Source organism: Ancylobacter sp. GW821-FHT10E12 (assembly GCF_058809335.1).
The window spans coordinates 116969-139643 of record NZ_JBXASN010000008.1 but is presented as its reverse complement, the minus strand read 5'-3'; the positions used below and the strand labels follow the sequence as shown (position 1 = coordinate 139643).

21 protein-coding genes and 3 pseudogenes are annotated in these 22675 nt (G+C 64.6%); 8 read left to right on the top strand and 16 right to left on the bottom strand.

Annotation, left to right across the window (positions count from 1 at the left end; translation table 11 throughout):
* Positions 1 to 12 precede the first annotated feature (12 nt).
* Together AC1RU4_RS12865 and AC1RU4_RS12860 are read left to right on the top strand one after the other, a co-directional pair.
* Complete coding sequence (locus AC1RU4_RS12865; protein ID WP_492891484.1) at positions 13 to 1818, top strand: methanol/ethanol family PQQ-dependent dehydrogenase; 1806 nt, start codon at positions 13 to 15, stop codon at positions 1816 to 1818.
* Positions 1819 to 2282: 464 nt separating this feature from the next.
* A complete protein-coding gene (locus AC1RU4_RS12860) occupies positions 2283 to 2657 on the top strand; it encodes a VOC family protein (RefSeq protein WP_492891483.1) in 375 nt (124 codons plus the stop codon).
* Between the two features lie 164 nt (positions 2658 to 2821).
* Here AC1RU4_RS12860 and AC1RU4_RS12855 read toward each other — a convergent pair.
* From AC1RU4_RS12855 to htpG, 5 genes and pseudogenes are all read right to left on the bottom strand, one after another.
* A pseudogene (locus AC1RU4_RS12855) lies at positions 2822 to 2945 on the bottom strand (IS630 family transposase); the annotation flags it as partial.
* Between the two features lie 60 nt (positions 2946 to 3005).
* On the bottom strand, positions 3006 to 3629 hold the full coding sequence (locus AC1RU4_RS12850; RefSeq protein ID WP_492891482.1) for a hypothetical protein: 624 nt from the start codon (positions 3627 to 3629) through the stop codon (positions 3006 to 3008).
* Positions 3630 to 3716: 87 nt separating this feature from the next.
* Positions 3717 to 3977 carry a hypothetical protein gene (locus AC1RU4_RS12845; RefSeq protein WP_492891481.1) on the bottom strand — a complete coding sequence of 87 codons (261 nt, stop codon included), beginning with the start codon at positions 3975 to 3977 and terminating at the stop codon, positions 3717 to 3719.
* On the bottom strand, positions 3974 to 4135 hold the full coding sequence (locus tag AC1RU4_RS12840; protein WP_492891480.1) for a hypothetical protein: 162 nt from the start codon (positions 4133 to 4135) through the stop codon (positions 3974 to 3976). The genes AC1RU4_RS12845 and AC1RU4_RS12840 overlap by 4 nt, the downstream gene beginning before the upstream one ends.
* A 43-nt stretch (positions 4136 to 4178) precedes the next feature.
* Positions 4179 to 6062 (bottom strand): molecular chaperone HtpG, encoded by a 1884-nt coding sequence (gene htpG, locus AC1RU4_RS12835; RefSeq protein WP_492891479.1) that lies wholly within the window; start codon positions 6060 to 6062, stop codon positions 4179 to 4181.
* Here htpG and AC1RU4_RS12830 point away from each other — a divergent pair.
* The gene (locus AC1RU4_RS12830) at positions 6061 to 6282 is read left to right on the top strand and encodes a hypothetical protein (RefSeq protein WP_492891478.1); all 222 of its coding nucleotides are present in this window, start codon (positions 6061 to 6063) and stop codon (positions 6280 to 6282) included. The genes htpG and AC1RU4_RS12830 overlap by 2 nt on opposite strands.
* Before the next feature lie 245 nt (positions 6283 to 6527).
* On the opposite strand, the gene AC1RU4_RS12825 is transcribed toward AC1RU4_RS12830, so the two are convergent.
* From AC1RU4_RS12825 to AC1RU4_RS12795, 7 genes are all read right to left on the bottom strand, one after another.
* Positions 6528 to 7859: an alpha/beta hydrolase gene (locus tag AC1RU4_RS12825; protein WP_492891477.1), complete on the bottom strand. Its 1332-nt coding sequence runs from the start codon at positions 7857 to 7859 to the stop codon at positions 6528 to 6530.
* A gap of 211 nt (positions 7860 to 8070) precedes the next feature.
* The gene (locus tag AC1RU4_RS12820; RefSeq protein WP_492891476.1) at positions 8071 to 9846 is read right to left on the bottom strand and encodes a monovalent cation:proton antiporter-2 (CPA2) family protein; all 1776 of its coding nucleotides are present in this window, start codon (positions 9844 to 9846) and stop codon (positions 8071 to 8073) included.
* A complete protein-coding gene (locus tag AC1RU4_RS12815; RefSeq protein WP_492891475.1) occupies positions 9846 to 10898 on the bottom strand; it encodes an Atu2307/SP_0267 family LLM class monooxygenase in 1053 nt (350 codons plus the stop codon). The genes AC1RU4_RS12820 and AC1RU4_RS12815 overlap by 1 nt, the downstream gene beginning before the upstream one ends.
* A 248-nt stretch (positions 10899 to 11146) precedes the next feature.
* Positions 11147 to 11800, bottom strand: coding sequence for a hydrolase (locus AC1RU4_RS12810; protein ID WP_492891607.1), 654 nt, complete (start codon positions 11798 to 11800; stop codon positions 11147 to 11149).
* 211 nt (positions 11801 to 12011) lie between these two features.
* Positions 12012 to 12845: an enoyl-CoA hydratase/isomerase family protein gene (locus tag AC1RU4_RS12805; protein ID WP_492891474.1), complete on the bottom strand. Its 834-nt coding sequence runs from the start codon at positions 12843 to 12845 to the stop codon at positions 12012 to 12014.
* A gap of 166 nt (positions 12846 to 13011) precedes the next feature.
* Positions 13012 to 13947 (bottom strand): pirin family protein, encoded by a 936-nt coding sequence (locus AC1RU4_RS12800; protein WP_492891606.1) that lies wholly within the window; start codon positions 13945 to 13947, stop codon positions 13012 to 13014.
* 202 nt (positions 13948 to 14149) lie between these two features.
* Positions 14150 to 15043: a LysR family transcriptional regulator gene (locus tag AC1RU4_RS12795; RefSeq protein WP_492891473.1), complete on the bottom strand. Its 894-nt coding sequence runs from the start codon at positions 15041 to 15043 to the stop codon at positions 14150 to 14152.
* 329 nt (positions 15044 to 15372) lie between these two features.
* Here AC1RU4_RS12795 and AC1RU4_RS12790 point away from each other — a divergent pair, with 329 nt between their 5' ends.
* The 5 genes from AC1RU4_RS12790 to AC1RU4_RS12770 all read left to right on the top strand — a co-directional run bounded on the left by AC1RU4_RS12790 (position 15373) and on the right by AC1RU4_RS12770 (position 19082).
* Positions 15373 to 16209, top strand: coding sequence for an alpha/beta fold hydrolase (locus AC1RU4_RS12790; RefSeq protein ID WP_492891605.1), 837 nt, complete (start codon positions 15373 to 15375; stop codon positions 16207 to 16209).
* Positions 16210 to 16246: 37 nt separating this feature from the next.
* Positions 16247 to 16981, top strand: a complete 735-nt coding sequence (locus AC1RU4_RS12785) for an SDR family NAD(P)-dependent oxidoreductase (protein WP_492891472.1) — start codon at positions 16247 to 16249, stop codon at positions 16979 to 16981.
* Between the two features lie 142 nt (positions 16982 to 17123).
* Positions 17124 to 18083, top strand: a complete 960-nt coding sequence (locus tag AC1RU4_RS12780; RefSeq protein ID WP_492891471.1) for a quinone oxidoreductase family protein — start codon at positions 17124 to 17126, stop codon at positions 18081 to 18083.
* Positions 18084 to 18120: 37 nt separating this feature from the next.
* Positions 18121 to 18522, top strand: coding sequence for a RidA family protein (locus AC1RU4_RS12775; RefSeq protein ID WP_492891470.1), 402 nt, complete (start codon positions 18121 to 18123; stop codon positions 18520 to 18522).
* 209 nt (positions 18523 to 18731) lie between these two features.
* Positions 18732 to 19082, top strand: a complete 351-nt coding sequence (locus tag AC1RU4_RS12770) for an AraC family ligand binding domain-containing protein (RefSeq protein WP_492891469.1) — start codon at positions 18732 to 18734, stop codon at positions 19080 to 19082.
* 366 nt (positions 19083 to 19448) lie between these two features.
* Here AC1RU4_RS12770 and AC1RU4_RS12765 read toward each other — a convergent pair.
* The 4 genes and pseudogenes from AC1RU4_RS12765 to AC1RU4_RS12750 all read right to left on the bottom strand — a co-directional run.
* Positions 19449 to 20458 (bottom strand): annotated as a pseudogene (locus AC1RU4_RS12765) (IS110 family RNA-guided transposase); the annotation flags it as partial.
* Positions 20459 to 20597: 139 nt separating this feature from the next.
* Positions 20598 to 20882 carry a transposase gene (locus AC1RU4_RS12760; protein WP_492891468.1) on the bottom strand — a complete coding sequence of 95 codons (285 nt, stop codon included), beginning with the start codon at positions 20880 to 20882 and terminating at the stop codon, positions 20598 to 20600.
* 191 nt (positions 20883 to 21073) lie between these two features.
* Positions 21074 to 21271: pseudogene (locus tag AC1RU4_RS12755) on the bottom strand (IS5/IS1182 family transposase); the annotation flags it as partial.
* A 393-nt stretch (positions 21272 to 21664) separates the two neighbouring features.
* Complete coding sequence (locus tag AC1RU4_RS12750) at positions 21665 to 22561, bottom strand: LysR family transcriptional regulator (protein WP_492891467.1); 897 nt, start codon at positions 22559 to 22561, stop codon at positions 21665 to 21667.
* Between the last annotated feature and the right edge of the window lie 114 nt (positions 22562 to 22675).

Genomic DNA, 22675 nt, shown 5'->3' with positions numbered 1-22675 from the left:
ATGAGGCCGGTCGTGACGCCAAGATTTCTCGCCATCGCCGCCCTTCTCATCGGGCTCGTGCCGGCAAAGGCCAATGACGATTTGCTGGCGCGGATCGCCAATCCTGCCGAGCAGGTGATCCAGACGCTGGACTACGCCAATACCCGCTATTCTCGCCTCGACCAGATCAATGCCGGCAACGTCGGCAAGCTCGCCGTCGCGTGGACCTTCTCGACCGGCGTGCTGCGCGGGCATGAGGGCAGTCCGCTGGTCGTCGACGGCGTGATGTATGTCCACACCCCGTTTCCCAACATCGTCTACGCGCTCGACCTCAATGATGAGGGCCGCATCCTGTGGAAATACGAGCCCAAGCAGGACCGCGACGTCGCCGCCATCATGTGCTGCGATCTGGTCAATCGCGGGCTGGCCTATGCGCAGGGCATGGTGTTTCTCGGCCAGGCCGACACGACCATCGTTGCGTTGGATGCGAAGACCGGCGCGGTGCGCTGGCAAGTGAAGAACGGCGACCCGAAAAAAGGCGAGTCCAACACCGCCACGGTGATGCCGGTGAAGGACAAGCTCATCGTCGGCATTGCCGGCGCCGAGTTCGGCGTGCGCGGGCACATCACCGCCTATAATCTGAGGGATGGCACGCTGGCATGGCGGGCCTATTCCACCGGGCCCGATGCCGAGATGCTTCTGGACTCGAAAAACACCACCGAACTGGGCAAGCCGGTGGGCGCGGACTCCTCGCTGAAAAGCTGGGAGGGCGAGCAGTGGAGGATCGGCGGCGGCGCGCCATGGGGCTGGTTTGCCTACGACCCCAAGCTGAACCTTGTCTATTACGGTAGCGCCAATCCCGGTAACTGGAATCCCACCCAGCGCCCCGGCGACAATAAATGGTCGAACGCCATTCTCGCCCGCGATGCCGATACCGGCGTCGCACGCTGGGTCTACCAGATGACGCCGCATGACCAGTGGGACTATGACGGCGTCAACGAGATGATCCTGACCGACCAGATGGTCGACGGCCGGATACGGCCGCTGCTCACCCATTTCGACCGCAGCGGTTTCGCCTACACGCTGGACCGCGCCAGTGGCGAACTGCTGGTGGCCCAAAAGTTCGGCGCGTCCGTGAATTGGGCCAGCGGCATCGATCTCGACAAGGCCAGCCCGAGCTATGGCCGCCCGATCCTCGATCCGAAATACGGCACCGAGGCCGAGGGCGAGGACGTCACCTATTCCGGCATCTGTCCGGCTGCGATCGGCTCGAAGAATCAGCAGCCAGCCGCTTTTTCGCCGGTGACGAAGCTGTTCTACGTGCCGACCAGTTCGCTCTGCATGGATTACGAGCCGTTCCACGTCGAATACGCCGCCGGCCAGCCCTATGTCGGCGCCACGCTCACCATGTATCCCGCCCCCGGCGGGGAGGGCCGAACCGGCAGCTTCATCGCCTGGGACAATCTGAACGGACGGATCGTCTGGTCGGCGCCGGAGCGGTTCTCGGTGTGGTCCGGCGCGCTGGCCACTGCCGGCGGGGTGGTGTTCTACGGCACGCTGGAGGGCTATCTAAAGGCGGTCGACGCCGTGACGGGCAAGGAGCTCTACCGCTTCAAGACGCCGTCCGGCATCGTCGGCAACGTCATGACGTATGAACATGGCGGTCGGCAGTTCATCGCCATATTGTCCGGCATTGGCGGCTGGGCCGGTATCGGGCTGGCGGCCGGGCTATCCGACCCCAATGCCGGCTCGGGAGCCAAGAATGCCTACGCCGCCCTGAACCAATACACCGCGCTGGGCGGCCAACTCACCGTCTTCGCGCTGCCTGACGGGCGCTAGACAACCCCTGTTCGAAAATTGGAACACGGCTCGCTTTCAAGCCGGGTGGCTGCATTCGGTCGCGGCGTGAGAAAGGATCGCGCGGCCGTCGCCGAAGCCAGTACGTCCCCTTGGGCTTGCCGTTCATCCTGGAGAGCGGCGTGCGCCCATGCGCTGCTTCCAGCGATACCGAACCAGTTGCGGATGGCGGCCTGAAACCGCATTCCCGGAACGAGCCGGCGATCGCCACCGCGACCACCGGCCTATATGCTTAGCGGAACGCATGGGGCGAGTGAGGATGACACGTCGAAAAGGCGGGGGTTAGGTGCGGGGCTTGCCGCCAACCCTACCGACGTGCCTTGTGAAGGACTGATCATTTCTCAAAGGTCGCACAGGGCAGCTGACGGTCATCGGTTTTTATTCACAGTCAGCCGCTCGTCGCCGCGCTCGATTATCTCGCACAGGTCCTCTTTGGAGATAAAAGTATGTTCACTCACGTCATGATCGGCAGCAACGACCTGGAGCGGGCTAGAAATTTCTACGACGCCACATTCGCCGCGTTAGGAGGCGAGCCTGGCGAGGTAGATGCCAGAGGCAGGCTGATCTATGCCCACAAGGGCGGTCGGCTGATGATCACGAAGCCGATCGACGGCAATCCAGCGACCGCGGCCAACGGTGGGACTATCGGTATCGCCGCTGCGAGCCGTGACCATGTTCTCGCGTGGCATAAGGCCGGCACCACGCATGGTGGGACGGCGATCGAGAGCCCGCCCAGCGAGCGCCCGAACGGAGCCTTCGTAGCCTACCTTCGCGATCCGGACGGAAACAAGCTCACCGCGCGCTCTCAGCCGACGAAGTAACACACCGGCAACAGCCGCTCCGAAGATCATCCCGCTTTTCGGGAAATCCGCCGGCAAGCAGACGGTCCAATCTCGGCCTCTCCTTTCGGGTCGATCGGCCCGCCAGGAAGCGGACCTCCCCGCAGTCCCAGATGGGTCGATTTTAACCCTTCGATCTCGATGCGGACTAAGTCCAGGGTTTGGTACCCGCGCCTGACGGCGGCGATGATCTTGTCTGGATCGGCGATCCAGGTGAAGGGTCTGGGCGCGTCGTTGGTTGGCCAAGAAGCGGTGGATGGCGGCCTGCAGGTAGGCGATCAACGCCCCTCGGAGCCGAGAGGTGTGTCGGTGTTCCACGGCTCCACCGACTCACATCGGTGGCACGGTGCCGTTCTTGCCAACTGTCAGCCGGCTCGCGGTCAGCGTTCCATCGTCGCCGCGCGTGTAGAAGGCCACGATGTGCGCTCCCGGCACCAGAAGCGTGCGGTCGCCCTTGTCGATGGTGACGATCGGCACGTCTGGCGGCACAACGATGGTCTGCGTGCCGTTCTCTCCATACTTCAAGGTCATGGTGCGGCCATTGGACACCACGAGGTCGCCCACCGTGCCGTTGGTCATTGAGGCATTGGGATCCGCCCCCCAAGCGCGATGGCCCTCGCCAGTGCCGCGCATGCTCGGCGGGAATACATGGACCTCCAGCGCGGTCAGTGTGCCGTTGGGACCGGGCAGCGCCGCGCTGCCGACGAAGCTGCCGGGCTTGATTTCCTCAGGTTCGGCTGTCGCCACCGACGTGATCCGTACGTCGCCAGGCAGCTTGAAACTCATCAGCTTGCCGCTGGCATCTGTGGCCTCTAACCGATCGCCATCAGCCTTCACGACGGTAGCGGTCAGCCGGGCGGCGGGCGGAGTGCCCTGGGCCATGGCGCTACCGGCAATGAAGGCAATCGCCGCTACGGCGACAATGAACGTCGAGCGCGTCGGAAACAGGGGCATGAGCCAGCCTCTATCGAATGAGACGGTGAGAGGAGGCCATCAAACGCCTATTGGAAAGTGTGCGCCCATCACATCCCAGCGATGAGCTCACAGACGGTGCGCGCGCTGGGTAGGGCTGGACAGTTCGTCATGTCGTGGGTTTGGCGCGACGGAGTTCGCTAAATGGCCCGATAGGTGACCTCGCTCGCGCCGCGCCGCCCAACGCAGGACCAAGCCGAGACGCAGAGCATGGACGGCGAGAAAAGTGATCGCCATCGCGAGCAGCACCACGACGATCTTGTCGGAATGTTCGTCCCCGCCCCGCCAGGCGGTCCATCCCAGCAGCAGCGCTGCCAGCACCGGCGTCATCGCCAGGCCAGCCGACGATTGGCCTTCCAGTTCACGTGGCCCTGCAGGTCCCATTGCATCGGAAGGGTCGCGATCCCGCTGAGCCGCCGGTCCATCAGGAACGAAGCTGCGCCGAGTAGCAGCACGGTCGCAATGGGAATCAGCCAGACCAATGTCATCGGGCCCTTCCCAACCCACGCCTGCAACGAGCTATCGCGGGCCTCAGTTTCGAGGTCCGAGGCTACGAGCAATCAGTCGGCTCAGCCGCTCGGAGAACGCCTTCGCATCCGTCGGCTTCTCGCCATCGAGCACGCGAGCCGTATCAAGCAGGACATGAGCCACATCTGCTTGCACCGCCTCGTTCTTGCTCTCGGCGAGGCCGACGATCATCGCGTGCCGCGGGTTCACCTCCAAGATGGGCTTGGCAGCGCTGCCCAGTCGCCCCGCGGCTGCGAGCATGCGCTCAAACTGCCGGTCCGGGCCGCTCTCCACCGCCACAAGGCATACCGCGCTGTCGGTGAGGCGGTCGGAGGCGCGCACATCCGCGACCTCCTCAGCCAGCACCTCTTTCATCGCGTCGATGAGGGCATTGACCTCCTCGCTCGTTTCCGACAGAGGCGGTGTCTTGCCGTCGAGCACGGGAATGAGGCTGAGATCAGCGGTGCCTTGCGTGATCGACTTGAACGGCTTGCCCTCGAAATCAAGGCCGCTCGAGGTCCAGAAGCTATCGACCGTGTCGGCGAGCAGCAGCACCTCGATGCCGCGGGCGCGGAAGCCCTCCAGATGCGGGGAATTGGCGATGCGCCCGGCATCGTCGCCGGCGAGGTAGTAGATCGCCGTCTGGTTCTCCTTCAGAGACGCCGCATAGTCCTTCAGGCTGCGCCAGCTCTCGCCGGAGGCGGTGCTCTTGAAGCGCGCGATGCCGAGAAGCTGCTCGCGGCGCTCAAAGTCCTCATAGAGGCCTTCCTTGATGACGGCGCCGAAATTCTCCCAGACCTTGCCGAAGGCTTCCGCGTCGGTCTCGGCGAGCTTGGACAGATCAGAGACGACGCGGTTGGTGACTCCCTTCCTGATCGCGCCGAGCAGCGGGCTGTCCTGGATCATCTCGCGCGAGACATTCAGCGGCAGGTCGGCACTGTCTACGATGCCGCGCACAAAGCGCAGATAGCGCGGCAGGATCTCGGCATCGTCGGTGATGAAGACGCGCTTCACATAGAGCTTGATGCGCCCCTTGCGGTCGGGGTCGAAGAGATCGAACGGGCGGGCACCCGGTACAAAGAGCAGGCCGGTATATTCGTGGCGGCCCTCGGCACGGAAATGAATGGTCGCGGCCGGCTCGTCATACTGACCGGCGACGCTGCGGTAGAAATCGGTATAGTCCTGCGAGGCGATGTCGCTCTTCGATTTCGTCCACAGCGCGGCGCCATCTGAGAGCGGCTTGGCCTCCTCGCCCGGCTTCTCGATGAGGGTGATCGGCACCGGTACATGGCCGGACTGTTCCTTGACGATCCGCTCCAGCGTCCAGCGCTCGGCATAGGACTTGGCGTCGTCCATCAGGTGAAGCGTGACGCGCGTGCCGCGGGCCGGGGCCTCGTCGAGCGCGACGGGGGCGACGGAGAACTCGCCCTTCCCGTCGGAGGACCAGAGCCACGCTTCCGCGCTGCCGGCACGGCGGCTGATCACCTCGACCTTGGAGGCGACCATGAAGGCTGAATAGAAACCGACGCCGAACTGGCCGATGAGCTGCGCGCCTTCCTTGCCTTCAGCGCCCGCGATGCGGTCCATGAAGCTGCGCGTGCCGGAGCGGGCGATTGTACCGAGCGCCTCGATCAGCTCGTCATGGCTCATGCCGATGCCGTTGTCGGCGATGACAAGCGTACCCGCCTCCGGATCGGCCGATATGGCGATCGCGAGCTTCGGGTCATCACCGAGCAGCTCAGGCGCGGCGATCGCCTCGTAGCGCAGCTTCTCGCAGGCGTCCGCAGCATTCGAGACCAGTTCGCGCAGGAACACGTCCCGGTCTGAATAGACAGAGTGCACCATCATATGCAGCAGGCGAGAAACATCTGCTTCGAAAGGGCGGCTCTCAAAGGTCTCGGTGGTCATGGCTGTGTCTGCTCTTGGTGGCTGGCAGCGCGGAAATGGCAAGCCGCGTTGGAATTTTCAAGCCAAATCCCTGGCAGCCCCGAACCACCAAACAAGCGATCAGCGGATGTCCGCGCCAATTCAATCGGGCCTGCCCAATCGAGCATCTCGCGAGGAGCTTGGGGTACTGCTGGAGGTGCTGGCCGACCCAACAATCGCCATCTGCGTGATGACCCGGTGATGACCCGGCACCACATCTTCACCTCTGAAGATCAGATTTCTTGCAAATTATCTCAGCATTTTCAATGAGATAAATGGCGCGCCGCACCGGGTGAAGATGATAGCTACATTTACGCTATAGCCCTCCAAAATGATCTCCGGAAATAGGCCATAAGATACTGAAATATTACGTGTTTTTGGCCGACTCCTCTCTCATTGGTCGCGTTCGCTCTCTGTGACGAGCGAGCCACCGCCGGTGCTCATCCGTCAGTGCTCATCCGTCAGCGAAATGGGAGAGTGCCAACGCAGTTCGGCGCGCGCGGGCTCGCTGAGGCGATGGTCCGCTTGCACGGACAAAGCGCGCTCACCGTCTTTGCCACTTCTCCTCTCCAGCAGGAGGCGCGGGAGTACTGACCGAATTGCTGATCGAGATGTCCGAGCGGGACCCGCGCTTCGCTGAGCCGGGCGCCAGGGTTCGGTGGGCATCGAACCGGCGACCCTTTGGACCAGCTGGGCGTCGAGCGTCTTGAGCCTGTTGGACACGTCTAGCGTGTAGGCGCCCGGACCGACCTCGGGAGCAACCCGTCCGTCTGGGCTCTGTGGGAGGCGTCCGTAGATCGAGGCGAAGGCCGTGAAACCATCGTGGCCAGACCCCGCCTGCGTGGCCAGACTAGTTATGTCGATCACGCGGAGGTTCGCATTCCGCGCCTCCACGAGAACCCGGGAGTCGTCGATGTCGGCTGCGCCGGCGCGGAATTGCCCTCCGGCGATGAACCTGGATAGCGACAGCGCCTGATCATCTTTCGAGACCAGAACGGTGACGGGAGAGCGCAGACGGCCGACGATCCGGAGTTGTTGAAGGAACACCTCGGCGTCGATATCCGGCGCCGCGAGCGTGAGGTCGAGGAGCTTCGCGATGGTGCGACCGTCCTTGGCGATGCGTATTTGCCGAATACTTTCCATCGTCAGCCACGCCCCCATACTGTGGGCGTAAAGCTTCACCCCCCTCACACGGCGGTCGGCAGCGACCCGCTCGACCAACCGGGCAAGCGCATCGCGCGAGAAGGTCACCGCTTCTTTGTCTGCAAGATAGCCGGCAACAGCGGCCTTCGAAGGCCATGAGAACAGCACCGCGGACTGGGCGACATTTACGTCAACGGTGAGCTGTGCCGTACGGAACAGCGACTCCTGGAAATTGTTGTTGAAACCATGGACGAAGATGGCGACATCCCGGCCTAACGCTTCCCCGCGTGCAGCAGAGGCTCCGACTTCCGCCAAGAACCTCCTTTCATCGAGGCGCTCGGAGGAGACGACCGCGAAATGCCTGGCCGGGTCCGGCACATCGGTCGGCCACTCGATCTCGGTCGGCCGATGGATCGGCGGAATGGAGACGACATAACGAACGTAGTTGGTCGTCGTCGCAATCCCATCGGTCAGGAAGGTTGATGCGGCCGGCTCGGCCGCTCGCGTGCTCGCCACGAAGACGGTAACGCGTTTCGCGCCCTCGACGCCCGTCACCGGAGTGAGGACGGATGAGCCGGGTCGCGAGGCGCAGGCGCCCAACGTGAGCGCCAGCATCGCGACCAGCGCGACCGCCATGTATCGCACGGATTGCCGTCGGCCCCTTGTCATCGTCGCTCCCCGCTCTCCCCACCCTGTCTCACGGTGCTTCCGGAGCACCGTGAGCCTGCGACCGTCAGGCCTCTCGCTTCTCGCGTGCGGCGGCCATTTCGCGCGCCAGCAACCGCTGCACCGCCGGATCGAGGCGAGCCGATACGCTCCCGTCGAATCCTGAATGTCGTGCAGTTCGTCAGCTGTGAGTGCCACTTTGACCCGACGTTCCACTCAGCGGTTCCGGGACAGGCTGGAGGAGCAATCTGTCGCGGCCTGACATGGCGTCACCCTGGACCTGCTCGGCCAGCCGCTCGGCATCGCGTCGACGGATATCCTCGGCAGCCTCGTCGATGTCGACCTCGGCGAAGCCCAGCGCCCGCAGGCCTTCCGCTCCCATCAGATAGGCGGACTCGACCGTCTCGCGGATCTGATAGTCGACGCCCGCCCGGATCAGGTCGACGGCATGCCCGCGATCGTAGCTGCGCACCAGAAGCCTGGCCTGCGGAAACGCGTGCCGCGCCAGTTCTACGATCTGCATCGCGGCCTTCGGGTCGTCGATGCAGATCATGATCGCATCGGCCTCGGCCGCGCCGGAGTGGCGCAGGGTGTCGAGACGCGTGCCATCGCCAAAATAGACCTTGAAGCCATATCGTTCCGCATCGCGGATCCGGTCGGGCTCCTTGTCTATGACGGCAAGGTCGACGCCCCTCGACAACAGCGCCTGCGAGGCGATCTGGCCGAAGCGGCCGAAGCCGATCAGCAGAATCCGTCCCTTCAGGTCGCGGGCGGCCTCGACGCCGTCCATGGATATGCCGACCCGCAGCAGCCGGTCGGCCGCGATCATCAGCAACGGGGTCAGGGCCATGGACAGGATCACGACGGTGGAGAACAGCGCGTTCTCCCGCGCATCGATCACGCCGCCCGACGTCGCCGCGGCATAGAGCACGAAGGCGAACTCGCCGCCCTGCAGGAACATCGAGGTGCGGTGCAGAGCCTGGTGATTGGAGCTGCCGAACAGCCGGGCGACCGCATAGACCACGACGCCCTTCGCGACCGTGAAGGCGGCCAGCACGGCCAGCAGAAGTCGCCATTCGGCCGCGACGACGGTGAGGTCGAGCGACATGCCCACGGCCAGGAAGAACAGCCCCATGAGCAGGCCGCGAAACGGCTCGATGTCGCTTTCGATCTGGTGCCGGTAGCTCGAACTCGACAGCATCACCCCGGCGAGGAACGCGCCCATCGCCATGGACAGCCCAGCAACCTCCATCAGCAGCGCTGCACCGAGGACCACCAGCAGCGCGCCCGCCGTCAGGACTTCGCGTGTCCGCGCCCGCGCCAGCAGGGCGAAGAACGGGTTCAGCCCCCAGCGCGACACCGCCAGCAGCAACGACAGCGCAGCCACCGCCACAAGAATGCCGGTCCATCCCATCTGGCCGTCCGAGAGGGGCGACAGGAAGGCGACCACCGCCAGGAGCGGCACGATCATCAGGTCCTCGAACAGGAGGATCGCGACCGACTTCTGGCCCTCCGCGCTCGAGATCTCGCCACGGTCCTGCAGCACGGACATGATGACGGCGGTCGAGGACAAGACGAAGCCCGCCCCGGCGATGAAGGCGCCCGGACCGGACAGCCCGAACACCACCGCGCCCGTCAGCGCGAGGCCCGCAATCGCTCCGGCGACCTGGGCAAGCCCCAGCCCGAAGATCTGGCCACGCATGGCCCAGAGCTTGGGCGGGCGCAGTTCCAGTCCGATCACGAACAGGAACATCACCACGCCGAGCTCCGAGAAATGCAGGATGGTCTGGGCATCGGTGAACAGGCCGAACACCGATGGGCCCACCAGCACGCCGGCGGCGAAGTAACCGAGGACCGATCCGAGGCCGAGCCGCCGGAACAGCGGCACGGCAACGACGGCCGCCCCCATCAGGACCACCGCAGGAGCGATGGTTTGCCCCAAGCTCGCTTCAGCCATCAGGTCGCCTTCTCGGTTTCGTGGGTGGCCGCCCGGACGACCGGCGCGACCTCGGTGCCCAGAAGTTCGATCGAACGCTTCATCGCCGCCGTTTCGAGCGAGGCGGTGCTCATCTGGAAGGTGATGCGCGAGACACTGCCCAGCACCTCGCTCGCCTGAAGCAACTTGGCTGCGACCGTCGCCGGATCGCCGATCAGGAACGCGCCTTCCGGGCCCGCCATGGCGTCGAACTGCTGGCGCGACGGCGGTGGCCAGCCGCGTTCGCGGCCGATCCTCCCTGTCAGATGCGCCCAGCCGGGAAAGAACGCCTCCCTGGCCGCAGTGTTCGTCTCGCCGACAAAGCCCATCGCGTGGACGCCCACCTTGAGCTTATCAGGGCTATGTCCGGCACTCGTGCCGGCCTCGCGATAGAGATCGACGAGGGGGCGGAAACGCTCGAAGGTGCCGCCGATGATCGCCACCATCAGCGGCAGCCCGAGCGTGCCGGCGCGGGCGAAGGATTGCGGCGTGCCGCCGACGCCGATCCAGACCGGCAGCCGCGGCTGATGAGGACGCGGATAGACGCCCTGTCCCTCCAGCGCCGCGCGGAAACGACCCTTCCAGATCGGATAGGTCGTCTCGTTCAGCTTCAGGAGCAGAGCGAGCTTCTCCGCGAAGAGCTCGTCATAGTCCCGCGGGTCCGCACCGAACAGCGGATAGGCCTCGCCGAACGAGCCGCGGCCGACGACGATCTCGGCCCGGCCCCTTGCGATCAGGTCGAGGGTCGCGAACTCCTGGAAGATCCGGACCGGGTCGGCGGCGCTCAGCACCGTAACAGCGCTCGTCAGCCGGATCTGGCTGGTGCGGGCCGCGGCGGCGGCGAGGATGATCGCCGGCGCGGAATCGAGAAACTCGGCGCGATGGTGCTCGCCGATGCCGAAGACATCGAGCCCGGACCGGTCGGCTACCTCGACCTCGTCGAGGAGATCAGCCATGCGATCGGTTGCCGAAGGAAGCTTGCCCGTCGCCGGATCGGGGAGGATAGCGGCGAAACTGTCGATACCGATTTCCATGAGTGATCCTTGCAGAGCCATCCAGCGGTGGAGAGGAAGACGGGGTTGAGAGCAGCAGGCGACCGCATGTCAGAAGCGGTCGTTCGACGTCACCGGCAATCGCCAGCCGCTCTCGCTGGATGGACGCGATTGATGCCGGGCGTGCCCACTTCCGGCTGAGCCTCGAGATGGGATGACGGATCCCGCCAAGCATTCAGTTCCAGCGGAATGCATCGCGCAGGATCCTTGTCATCCCGATCCCGCTTCGATCAGCCGGCCGCTTTCGGCACCGGCGTGTGGAGCAGTTGCTGCTCCCACAGGTAAGCAATGCCGCTGCCGCCCCCGTGCTGCACGAGCACCTCGGTCAGCTTGACAGCGGTGTCGAGCCGAGCCCAGTCGCGCTGCCATTCGCCCGCCACAGCCATCCACGTCATCACGTTCGCGCCGGCGGCGATCATGCGCTGGATGGCGACCTCATGGGATTCGACCGAAATGCCGCCGGAGGCATCGGTGACCACCGTCACGTCCCAGCCTTCGCCGAGAGCCTGGATCACCGGCATCGCCACGCACACCTCGGTCCACAGGCCGGCGATGATCAGCTGCTTGCGTCCGGTCGCCTTGACCACGTCCACCACCTTCGGGTCCTGCCAGGTGTTGATGAGCGTCCGGTCGATCACCTCCTGGCCCGGAAACACCTCGGTGATCTGGGGGAACAGCAGCCCACCCCGCTCGGCGATCACCGAGGTCAGGATGGTGGGGACGCCGAAGGCCTTGGCGGCCTTCGCCAGGCCCGCCGTATTGTTGATCACCATCAGCGGCTCGTGACTGTTCAGGTTGGCGAGCTGGTAGGGCTGATGGTCGATCAGGACGAGAACCGAATCCTCAGGACGAAGAAGCGAAGCAAGGCCGTTACGAAAAGTCATTGCTGCGTCCTTTGCTGCCGTTTTCAGCGGCATTGGTTTTGCGGGAGACATGCGCCAGCGGGCGACGCGTGCCGGGCGCAATTTGCCGTTCCGTCAGGTGATAGGGTAGCTCCATGATCCGTAAAACTGTGTCGCGGAATGGGGAACGCTGCACAAGATATCGAGGATCTGAAGACGTTCGTGGACGTCGCCGATGCCGGCGGGGAGCGCGTTAGATCTCCAACGCACGGAGCAAGCCTTCCAGATTTCGCTCGCCATCCCTGGTCTGCGCTCCAGCCTTGAGCCCGCCTCGGATCAGCTTTTCGGCCGCGGGACGCTGAAAGAGGCTCGCCCATGCGTCGTGCTCGCGACGATACCCGTCTCGAAGGTCCGCGAGTGGCACGGCCTTCTTGGCCGCTGCAATAACGCCTTCGGGCAAGGCGGCAATGTTGCGCGCCAGCCGATCAACAAAGCCGTCGAGCTCCGCCGCAGGCAGCGCGCGATTGATCCAGCCATAGCGTTCTGCCGTCGTAGCGTCGATCAGCTCGCTGCCGAGGATCACTTCAAGTGCACGACCGCGCGTCATCCGACTGGACAGATATTGGGTGGCGCCTCCTCCGGGCGTGATGCCCATCAACGCCTCGCACTGAGCAAGCCCTGCATGTCCCTCGGCGGCAAACGCCATGTCGGCTGCCGCGACGAACTCCGCGCCGCCGCCGCGGGCGAGGCCCGCGAGCTTGACGATCGTCACCTGCGGCTGCTGGCGCAGAAGCTCCCCGAACGCTTGGAACGGATTGAGGTCGTCGGGCACGTCGCGCGCGAGGTCGTCGAAGGCGTGCGGCTCGTCGATCAATGTCATGTCGACATGGGCGATGAAGAACTCCGAATCTGCGCTCTGGAACACGATGACGCGGGCGTTCGGGTCGTCGCGCAGGAACAGGAGAATGCTGCGGATCTCGCTCATCAACGGAACGTCGAGGACATTGACCGGTGGATTGTCGATCGTGATCGTCGCGATGCCGCCGGCCCGAGAAATACGAAGCGTGCGGAAATCCGTGTCCGTCATGGCAAATCTCGTTATTTTTCAAGGGCTCCAGAACCCTGTTTTGACGCGCTAACGGCCACCTCCGACGGGAATCCACGTTATTCGCCCGCCGGTTCAGCCTAATCCCGCAAGATCCGTGTCCTCGACCGCCCAAGCCGTGTCCGGCGATCGCGTCATCGGCGGCCGTTCAGTCCGGAAGAGGAATGTGCTCATCCCGGTCATCGACCGGGAGATCGAAGCGCCCCTTGCCCCAGTTCGCGGCGCGCCATTCGGCCTTGGCCTCTTCGATGCGCTCCTGCGAGGACGCGACGAAATTCCACCAGATGTAGCGGGGACCCGAAAGGGTCGCACCACCGAGGATCATCAGGCGCGCGCCTCTGTCGCCAGCGGCGACCGTGATCCTATCGCCGGGGCGGAAGACCATCATCCGACCCGCTTCGAAATCCTGGCCAGCGATCGAAATCGAGCCTTCGACAATGTAGATGCCTCGATCTTCGTGTCCGTCCGGCATCGGCAACCGGCTTCCTGCTTCGAGCGCCACGTCGGCGTAGAACGTCTCCGAGTACATTCTGGCGGGGGCCTTCTCGCCATAGGAGTCCCCGAGGATGAGCCGGACCGAGACGCCGCGATCCGCGATCACCGGCAGCGCCTCCTTGCCGTGATGCTCGAACATCGGCGCCATGTCCTCGTAACGCTCGGGCAGCGCCAGCCATGTCTGGATTCCGAACAGGCTGTTGGGACCGCTGCGGGCGGCTTCGGAGGTACGTTCGGAATGGGTCACGCCGCGCCCGGCGACCATCCAGTTCAGCTCGCCGGGACGGATGGTCTGGTCGGCCCCGGTGCTGTCCCGGTGATGGAAGTCGCCGCGAAAGAGATAGGTGACGGTGCCAAGTCCGATATGCGGGTGCGGTCGGACATCGACGCCCTGGCCGGTCAGGAACTCGGCCGGCCCGGCCTGATCGAAGAAGATGAAGGGGCCCACCATCTGCCGCTTCGGTGCCGGCAGGGCGCGCCGGACCTCGAAGCCGCCAAGATCGCGAGAGCGTGGAACGATGAGCGTCTCGATCGCGTCGAGGCCGACCTCATCGGGGCAGCCGGGGTCGATCGCCGGATTCCAACTCATGCGCTTCATCCCCTCTTGGGCGGCCTCACCCTTGCCCATGCGAATGCCTAAATTGGCGAGCGACCGTCCGCCCAACTAGCCCTGTGATACGTCAAGCTGCGTCGCAGTAAGTGGAACGTGCGGGCAATGTCGCCGATCTCAGCGGCCCGCAATGGAGCAACCGTCGAAGGCTGTTTTCGAAAGGGTTCGCCCCGTTCGCGCTTTAACGGTCGACACCCCAAACGTCCGGATTTCGTGCGAAGTACTCGATCAGCATGTCGGTGAGGACCCGGACTTTCCGTGCGGGGTGCTGACCCGGCGGGCGAACGACATACGCGGCCCCCGGAGGTACCGGATAGCGTGTCATGATTGGAACCAGCGCGCCGGAGGCCACATATTCATAGGTGATGCAGTCGGGGAGCCAGGCGATGCCGAGGCCTGCCGCCGCCGCCGCGGCAAGCGCCGTGGCGCTATCGGCCTTGAACCTGCCCTGCGGCTGGACCGTGATGATCCTGTCGCCATCCATGAATTGCCAGGCTTCCGCTCCCTGCATGAGGGCCTGATGGGCGGCGAGTTCGTCCAGAGTCTCGGGTGACCCGTGCGCTTTGATATAATCCGGGCTCGCGACCAGCTTTCCATGGATCGGCCCGACGCGCTTGGCGATCAGGTTGGAGTCCGGGAGGTAGGCGCCCCGGATGGCGCAATCGAAGCCCTCCGCGATGAGATCGACGAAGCGATCGCTGTAGGAGGTATGGACGTGGAGCTGCGGATGCTGGCGCGCCATCTCCGCAAGCACGGGGGCGAAATGCGTCGGGCCGAAGGTTAGCGGCATGGCGACCCTCAGGCGGCCACGCAGGTCACCGGTGGGCAGGATAGATTCCCGGGCCGCATCGATCTCGGCGCTGGCCCGGGCCGCATGATCTCTGAACGTGATGCCCGCTTCGGTGAGCGCGGCGCCGCGGGTCGTTCGTGCAAGAAGCTGGACGCCGAGCTCCGCTTCAATCCGGAAAAGCCGCCGACTGACGATCGATTTGGAGACGCCGAGCCGGCGCGCGGCGGCCGATACGCCCCCGGCATCGGCCACTGCGACGAATGTCTGTAGATCCTCGATGTCCAATTCGGCGTTCCTCGTTTCGCGACACAGCGTGTCAGACTATGGCACTATCTCGTCACCAAACGGAACGGCAAATTGCGCTCGGCAGCGTTACCCGCTGGCGCAGGCCTCGAAGCGGCTCGATCTGCCCGCCGTAATAGACCGTTCACGTGCGGCGGCGTGAGATTCTACGCGCCGCCTTTTGGATCTCTCGCGGAGACTCCTCAATGCCGCTCAGCCGCCGCGATGCCCTGATCTCGGCTTCGGCGCTCGCCGCGAGCCTTGCCTTTCGGTCAGGCACCGCGCAGGCCGCAGGGCCGGCCACTCACGATGTTCAAGGAGGAAAGCATCCTATGGGCTTTGTCACGACCGACAACGGCGTACAGATTTTCTACAAGGACTGGGGTCCCAGGGATGCCCAGCCGATCGTTTTTCACCATGGCTGGCCGCTCAGCTCCGACGACTGGGACGCGCAGATGCTGTTCTTCCTGTCGAAGGGCTATCGCGTCGTCGCGCATGACCGGCGCGGCCACGGACGCTCGGAGCAGGTCGCCGACGGTCACGACATCGATCACTATGCGGCTGACGCCTTCGCCGTCGCCAAGGCGCTGGACCTGAAGAACGCGATTCACATCGGCCATTCCACCGGTGGCGGCGAAGTGGCGCGGTACGTGGCGCGCTATGGCGAACCTGCGGGCCGGGTGGCCAAGGCCGTCCTCGTCGCCGCCATTCCGCCGCTGATGCTGAAAACCGACAACAACCCCGAGGGCACGCCGAAGGAGGTCTTCGACGGCTTTCGGACGGCGCTGGCCGGCAACCGCGCGCAGTTCTTCCGCGACGTCCCGTCAGGCCCGTTCTACGGCTTCAACCGCGAGGGCGCGACGGTCCATGAAGGCGTGATCCAGAACTGGTGGCGGCAGGGCATGATGGGGAGCGCCAAGGCGCATTACGATGGCATCAAAGCCTTCTCGGAAACCGACCAGACCGATGACCTCAAGGCGATCACCGTGCCAACGCTGGTCTTGCACGGTGAGGACGACCAGGTCGTTCCGATCGCCGCCTCGGCTTTGAAGGCGGTCAAGCTGCTGCCAAACGGCTCGCTGAAGACCCATCCCGGTTTCTCGCACGGAATGCTGACGGTGAATGCTGATGTGCTGAACGCCGACCTTCTGAAGTTCGTCACGAGCTGACGTGGCTGCGGGCACGGCTCAACAAGAGGCTGACAAGATGAGCAGACTTGAAGGTAGAACGGCGGTCATAACGGGCGGCGCGACCGGCATCGGCTTTGCGTCGGCCAAGCGCTTCGTCGAAGAAGGCGCTTTCGTGTTCCTCTTCGGCCGCACCCGGTCGAGGCTTGATGAAGCGGTGGCGAAACTCGGGCCGCATGCGCGTGCCGTCGCCGGGTCGATCAACGAGACCGCCGATCTCGATCGGCTCTTCGAAACCGTCAGGGCCGAGCGTGGCCGCGTCGACATCCTGCTCGCGAACGCCGCCATCTCGGAACCGACGCCGCTTGGGCAGATCGCCCCCGAACAATTCGATCGGGTCTTTGGCGCGAACGTGAAAGGATTGCTGCTCACCGTCCAGGGCGCCTTGCCGCTCATGGGCGAAGGCGGATCCATCATCCTGACCGGCTCGAGCGCGTCGGTGAAGGCGTTTCCGAATTTCAGCCTCTATGCCGCGACCAAGGCTGCGGTCCGCAGCTTTGCGCGCAGCTGGACACCGGAACTCGCCGACAGGGGGATCCGCGTGAACGTGCTGTCGCCGGGCGGCACGCGGACGGAAAAGGCGCTGGAACTCATGGGCGACGAAGGGATCGAGGCGCTCCGGGGTGCGACACCGATCGGACGCGTCGCCGATCCGGACGAGATCGGCGCGGTAGCGGCGTTCCTCGCTTCGAGTGACAGCAGCTTCATGGCCGGGAGCGAGGTCTTCGCCGATGGTGGCATCGCCCAAATATGACCATCGCGGGCGCGGCCCGGGACACGTCGCGTATCGACGAGCAGCACCGGTCCGGGCCATCAGCCGCCGTTCCGCCGCCTCGCTTGTTTCGGTCCCGCAGACGGGTCCGACCGCTCCCGAGCGAGGACGCAGCGAGCGAACCATGAAAGCAGCGATCTATGACCGCCCCGGCCCGCCAGATGTCCTTCGGTACGCGGACGTGCCCGATCCGGTCTGCCTGAGCGATGGCGTCCTGATCCGCGTCGAGGCGGCCGCCATCGAGGGGGGCGATCTGATCAATCGCGCGTCCACGCCTCCACCCCATCCAGCCTTCGTCGTCGGCTATGCGGCCGCTGGCGAAATCATCGCGGTTGGAGAGAAGGTGAAGGATCGCCAGGTCGGCCAGAAGGTGACGAGCTTCGATCTCGCTGGCTCGCACGCGGAGTTGCGTGCCGTTGCCGCCAGCCGGACTTGGCCCGTGCCGGAAGGGCTCGAAATGGCCGCTGCCGCAGCTCTGCCTATCGCATTTGGGACAGCTCATCACTGTCTCTTCGCACGGGGTGGTTTGAAGCGTGGCGAAACTGTCCTCATCCAGGCCGGCGCCGGTGGCGTCGGGCTCGCCGCCATCCAGCTCGCGCATCGGGCAGGCGCGATGGTACTTGCAACGGTCTCCGGGATCGAGAGGACCGAACGCCTTGTCGGGCTTGGCCTCGATCACGCGATCGATCATCGCTCGTCCGACGTCGTCGATGCCGTCATGCGTCTGACGGAGGGGCGTGGCGCGGACCTCGTCGTGGACCCGGTAGGAACCACCTTGCAAAGTTCCCTGGCGGCGCTCCGCCCCGAGGGGCGCCTGGTCTTCGTCGGCAACGCCGGCGGAGAGCGGCTCGGTATCGATCTATGGCCGGCGCTGCTGGCGAACCAATCGCTTTTCGGGGTCTTCATGGGAACGCAATTGGAAAAGCCGGATGTCTACCGCACGGTTTCCCGGATGCTGGAACTGGCGGCGGCCGGGGATCTCAAGGTGATCGTGGACAGGAGGTTTCCGCTCGCGGCGGCGGCCGAGGCTCACGCCTATGCCGAAGGCAACTCCATCCTCGGGCGCGTCGTCATCGTCTCCTGATGTGCTGTCCAGGTTGAAACACTGAAGAGAAGACAGAATGGAAAAGCCGGAATTCTTCGTCACACCGGGTTATGGGGAGCGTCTGCGCGACCTGCTGCACTATTCACAGGCAGTGAGGATCGGAAACCGCGTGGAGATATCGGGTCAGGGCGGCTGGGATGACGATCTGCGGATTCCCGAGGCGTTGGAGGAAGAGATCGCTCAGGCGTTCCGCAATGTTGAGCGCACGCTGGCGACGGCCGGCGCGGGCTGGGAACGCGTGGTGCACGTCAATTCCTACCATGTCGGCGGCTTTCCGCCGGAGGTCAACGAGACGATGGCGCGGCTCTATCGCGAGTATATGCCCCATCATGCGCCGATCTGGACGCAAACGGGCGTCGAGGCGCTTGGACTGCCGACGATGCGCATCGAGATCCGCGTGACCGCCATCATCGCCTGAGACATGCGGTGGCAAGTCGACCTGAGCTTGCTCCCCCAAATCGGACGATCGTGCGAGCCATCCCGAAACCAGGCGTGTCGACGTCATTGAGGAGCATTTCGGTACGAAGATCGCCGATCCCTGCTGCTGGCCGGAGGTCGCTGTTCGCGGTTCTCCAGACGCCGCGGTCTGGATGGCGGCCCGGAACATTGTGCGGAAGGAGAAAAGTGATGAAGGTTCGCAAGTTCACCATCGCCGATGCCTCGCTGGAGCGCTCGCCCGGCCAGGAGGCGGATGTGTTCGTCGGCAATCTGGTCGACGAGCGGCACGGCGGGCCGATCACCATCGGCTATGGACGCTACGCGCCCGGCCAGAGCCTCGCCGAGACAATGGCGGTTGACGACGTCATGATTGTTCTGGAGGGAAGGCTTACGGTTTCTACCGATGTCGATACGGTCATCGCCGGCCCCGGCGACATCGTCCATATGCCCAAGGGTGAAATCGTCACCATTCGCACCCATGAGGAGGGCGCATTGACCGCCTATGTCACCTATCCGCATTGGCGGCCCGCACACGCGTAGCTTGCGCCGCCCTCCATCGATACCGCTCTCGAAGCCGTGGCCGGGAAGATCGGCTCAGTCGCGAACCCGTCAGGGAAGGGGCCGGCCGATACGAGTGCTGAGCGCCGACAGTGTTCTCTAATAGGTCAAGGTTGGCAGCTCAGTTTGTGAGCAATATCGACGCTTTCGGGTGCCTGCGTTCTCTACGTGCTCATGGGCACTTGATGGGGTTGGCTGGGCGTGGAGCAGCTTGGTTGAAACGGCAGTCGGCCGACAGGTCGGCAGCATGCGACAGAATCGGCGCCGTCATCCATTCCCTCCCTCGGGCGTCGCTCCCGCTCGGGAGCTGTTTCGGCCTCCTGTGTGATCCGGCGCCGAGATCGGCTCCGCCAGCTTGAACTCCGTGCCGTGCCGGAGCATGGCGTGCATGACGATGGCGAGCCGCCGGGCAAGCGCGACCCGTGCCTTCCGCATGGCGGATCGCTTGGCGATGCCCAAAGCCCACTCCTTCAGCTTCAGAGATCCTCGGTAGCGGGTGAGCATGACGTTCGCAGCCTCGTAGAGGAGCGTGCGCACGCGCCGGTCGCCGCATTTTGAGATGCTGCCGGTGTAGTCGACCTCGCCGGATTGATAGCGACGCGGCACCAGCCCCAGATAGGCGCCGATATCCCGGGAGCGCCGGAAACGTTCGGGGTCGTCGACGGCAGCCGTGAAGGCGAGCGCGGTGATATGGCCGACGCCCGGGATCGTCATCAATCGGTGGCAGGCTTCAGATGACCTGGCCAGCGTCTTCATGTCGGCATCGATGGCCGCGATGGCGGAGAGCACGGCGCCGCGCGCCGCGATGAGGCCTCGCATAGCGGCGGACAGGTCATCGATCCCTTCGCTTGCTCGCAGCGCCTGTTCGATGAAGGCAGGCTGAGCGCTCGTGGCAAACGGATACCGAACACCACGGCGAGCCCGCGGATCTGGTTCTCCATCATCACACGCTGCCCGACCAGTTTCTTGCGGGCGATGATCAGCGAGCGAATGGCGTGTGCCGGGAGCGACTTCACGTGCGTTGGCTTGAAGAAGCCGGTCCGGGCGAGATGCGCCAGGCCGCGCGCATCGTTGCGATCGGTCTTGTGGGTCGCCAGCGACTTGAGGGCCTGATAGGCCTGCCGGCTCTCGATACAGACCACCGGCAGGCCGAGGGCGACCAGGCCATGGTAAAGCATTGGCGCCATCCGACCGGTCTCGAAGACGACCCGCCGACACGCTGGAGCCCTCGCCAGTTCTGCCTCGATGGCGTCCGGCGCAGACGTGGCCTTTGCTTCGTGAACAATTGCCCCGTCCCGGTCGACGACGCAGATGTGCGTCTCCTCCATCGAGACATCCGGGCCCGCAAAATACTCCATGGTGGGTCTCCTCTTCCAATGACGAAGCCGAGAGTATCGGTCTCCGCAGAAGAGCTGCCGCCTATTACCCCATGTTGAACAAGTCGGTGCTGGAGGGCGGTGACATCGCCGCTCGCGTTGGGGGTGCAACCTCTCCTCCTTAGGCCGCCAATGCCTGCGGCCCGTTCGGCAGGAGCTTGGCAAGCTTCCTGAGGTTCTGGGCTGCGGCAGCGAGGTGGAACTCGTCGCGGGCACCGTTCGGGCCACGTAGTCGCAGCCGGTCGAGCCTCAGGATGCGCTTTAGATGGGCGAACAGCATCTCCACTTCTTCCACTGCCGGAGTGAGGTGACGTAGTCGTCGGTGGCGGCGATGTCCCGTGCCATATCGCGGGCGCCCTCGTGGATCGAGCGTGGGATCTTGCGAGCGGGCGTATTGGGACAGCACTGGGGCTTCAAAGAGCAGATCTCGCAGTCCAGCTTGCTGGCGCGGTAGCGCATCATGCCGTCATCATCGACTAGCCGGCGCGGCCTCCGATAGGTCTTCTGTCGCTGCCGTAACAGCTTGCCGGCAGGACAGACATAGGCATCAGCATTGCGATCGTAGGTAAAGTCGGACCGGCTGAAGGTGCCGTCTTGGCGTTCGGACTTGTCGAATACGGGGATGTGCGGCTCGATCCCGCGCTCGTGCACCAGCCAAGCGAGGTTCTCGGCCGAGCCGTAGGCGCTGTCGGCGGTGAGCCTTGCCGGCCGCAGGCCGAAGCGTTCCTGCGTCCGGTCGAGCATGGTGCGCGCCGCCCCGACCTCGGCTTGCCGGATGGCGCGGCAAGCTTCCACATCGACGATAACGGCGTGGTCGAGATCGATTAGGTAGTTGGTGGCGTAGGCGAAGATGCGCGCGAATGCCGGACAAATCGACGAACCGGTCGATCGCGCGCAGCATATGATTGGCCGGGACGTGCCGCTCCAAGCTGAACTCGTAGAACAGCGCCTCCTGCGCCACCGCCCGCTCACCCATCATCGCGTCGCCCCCAGCTTGAAGACGACTGAATCAGGACTTCACCCCCGCAGCAACGCCGACTTTTTCAACGACATCCGCCAGAAGCGGTCCTTAAGACTGCTGCAGAAGCCGGACATTGGGGTCGCCAGCAGGAACGGTCGCGTCCCACCCGCGGCGGATGCTGGGGGTGTCCGCTTGCGGGCGCTTGTCATCGCCAGCGTCCGCCGCGCTTAGTCGCGCGATATGGACAGCCCCGTAAGAAGCGGAGCGTGCGCGGCGAGCCTGCGGGATATGAACTCGGTGAAGAGCCGCACGCGCTTCGTCTTGCGTGTCTCCCCGTGAGTGAGAAGCCAGAGCGTTGCGTGTGCTTTCAGATCGATGCCCGGAACCCTCGCCAGCAGACGATCGGCATCTCCAACGAAACAGGGCAGTTGGGTTATACCGACCCCTTGGCTTGCCGCAGCGATCTGCGCGTCGGCGTCCGGCGTCCTAAACGGAACCCCGGTCGCGCGAACCTCGCCTTCGACGGCCCAGTCCGGAACTCCCTGACCGCCGATGACGATGGGCCTGATGGGATCCGGCGCGCCCGCACGCCACGCGGCCAGTCGATCGCGGGACATATAGACGCCCGCGAACAGCTCCGGACCCTTCAGGCCATGAAGATTGAGCGGCAGGGTCTCGCGATCGGAGACAAGGCGGACCGCGATGTCCGCCTCCCGGTTGGTCAGGTTAGCCACCTCGCCGGTCGACACAATCTCCATCTCGATGTCGGGATGCGCACGCGCAAAATCGGCGAGATCCGGCATGAGCAGGTGTGTCGCAAGGAACGGCGGCAGCGTCACCCGCAGAAGTCCGCGCACGCTCTGGTCGCGCCCGAAGATACGCGCTTCCAGTTGGAGCGACGAGGCTTCCATCTGGTTCGCGAACTCGAGGACCTCCTCTCCCACAGCCGTCAGGCGGTAGCCCGAAGGCTGCTTTTCGAACATCTGGGCCCCGAGGCGGTCCTCAAGCTGGGCGATGCGTCGCAACACCGTCGCGTGATTCACTGCGAGACGTTTGGCGGCAGCCCGCACCGAGCCGCCGCGCGCGGCGGCAAGAAAATAGCGAACGTCATCCCAGTCGATCATGGTGCATTCCCGCGCCGCGTGGCACGGCTTTCCAAGCCCATTTTAGCACGCTGAGCCGGAACGCGCGCGATCGTCGCAGCGTTCGGCCATCTACCCGGATCGTTTTCGCACCAC

Coding starts and splice junctions, on each gene's coding strand:
- AC1RU4_RS12800 (WP_492891606.1), bottom strand. CDS start 13,947: ATGAGTTGGAATCCGGCGATCGACCCCGGCTGCCCCGATGAGGTCGGC.
- AC1RU4_RS12830 (WP_492891478.1), top strand. CDS start 6,061: ATGGCTGTGTCTGCTCTTGGTGGCTGGCAGCGCGGAAATGGCAAGCCG.
- AC1RU4_RS12770 (WP_492891469.1), top strand. CDS start 18,732: ATGAAGGTTCGCAAGTTCACCATCGCCGATGCCTCGCTGGAGCGCTCG.
- AC1RU4_RS12850 (WP_492891482.1), bottom strand. CDS start 3,629: ATGCCCCTGTTTCCGACGCGCTCGACGTTCATTGTCGCCGTAGCGGCG.
- AC1RU4_RS12825 (WP_492891477.1), bottom strand. CDS start 7,859: ATGGCGGTCGCGCTGGTCGCGATGCTGGCGCTCACGTTGGGCGCCTGC.
- AC1RU4_RS12750 (WP_492891467.1), bottom strand. CDS start 22,561: ATGATCGACTGGGATGACGTTCGCTATTTTCTTGCCGCCGCGCGCGGC.
- AC1RU4_RS12785 (WP_492891472.1), top strand. CDS start 16,247: ATGAGCAGACTTGAAGGTAGAACGGCGGTCATAACGGGCGGCGCGACC.
- AC1RU4_RS12815 (WP_492891475.1), bottom strand. CDS start 10,898: ATGGAAATCGGTATCGACAGTTTCGCCGCTATCCTCCCCGATCCGGCG.
- AC1RU4_RS12805 (WP_492891474.1), bottom strand. CDS start 12,845: ATGACGGACACGGATTTCCGCACGCTTCGTATTTCTCGGGCCGGCGGC.
- AC1RU4_RS12790 (WP_492891605.1), top strand. CDS start 15,373: ATGGGCTTTGTCACGACCGACAACGGCGTACAGATTTTCTACAAGGAC.
- AC1RU4_RS12775 (WP_492891470.1), top strand. CDS start 18,121: ATGGAAAAGCCGGAATTCTTCGTCACACCGGGTTATGGGGAGCGTCTG.
- AC1RU4_RS12810 (WP_492891607.1), bottom strand. CDS start 11,800: ATGACTTTTCGTAACGGCCTTGCTTCGCTTCTTCGTCCTGAGGATTCG.
- htpG (WP_492891479.1), bottom strand. CDS start 6,062: ATGACCACCGAGACCTTTGAGAGCCGCCCTTTCGAAGCAGATGTTTCT.
- AC1RU4_RS12845 (WP_492891481.1), bottom strand. CDS start 3,977: ATGACGCCGGTGCTGGCAGCGCTGCTGCTGGGATGGACCGCCTGGCGG.
- AC1RU4_RS12840 (WP_492891480.1), bottom strand. CDS start 4,135: ATGACATTGGTCTGGCTGATTCCCATTGCGACCGTGCTGCTACTCGGC.
- AC1RU4_RS12780 (WP_492891471.1), top strand. CDS start 17,124: ATGAAAGCAGCGATCTATGACCGCCCCGGCCCGCCAGATGTCCTTCGG.
- AC1RU4_RS12860 (WP_492891483.1), top strand. CDS start 2,283: ATGTTCACTCACGTCATGATCGGCAGCAACGACCTGGAGCGGGCTAGA.
- AC1RU4_RS12820 (WP_492891476.1), bottom strand. CDS start 9,846: ATGGCTGAAGCGAGCTTGGGGCAAACCATCGCTCCTGCGGTGGTCCTG.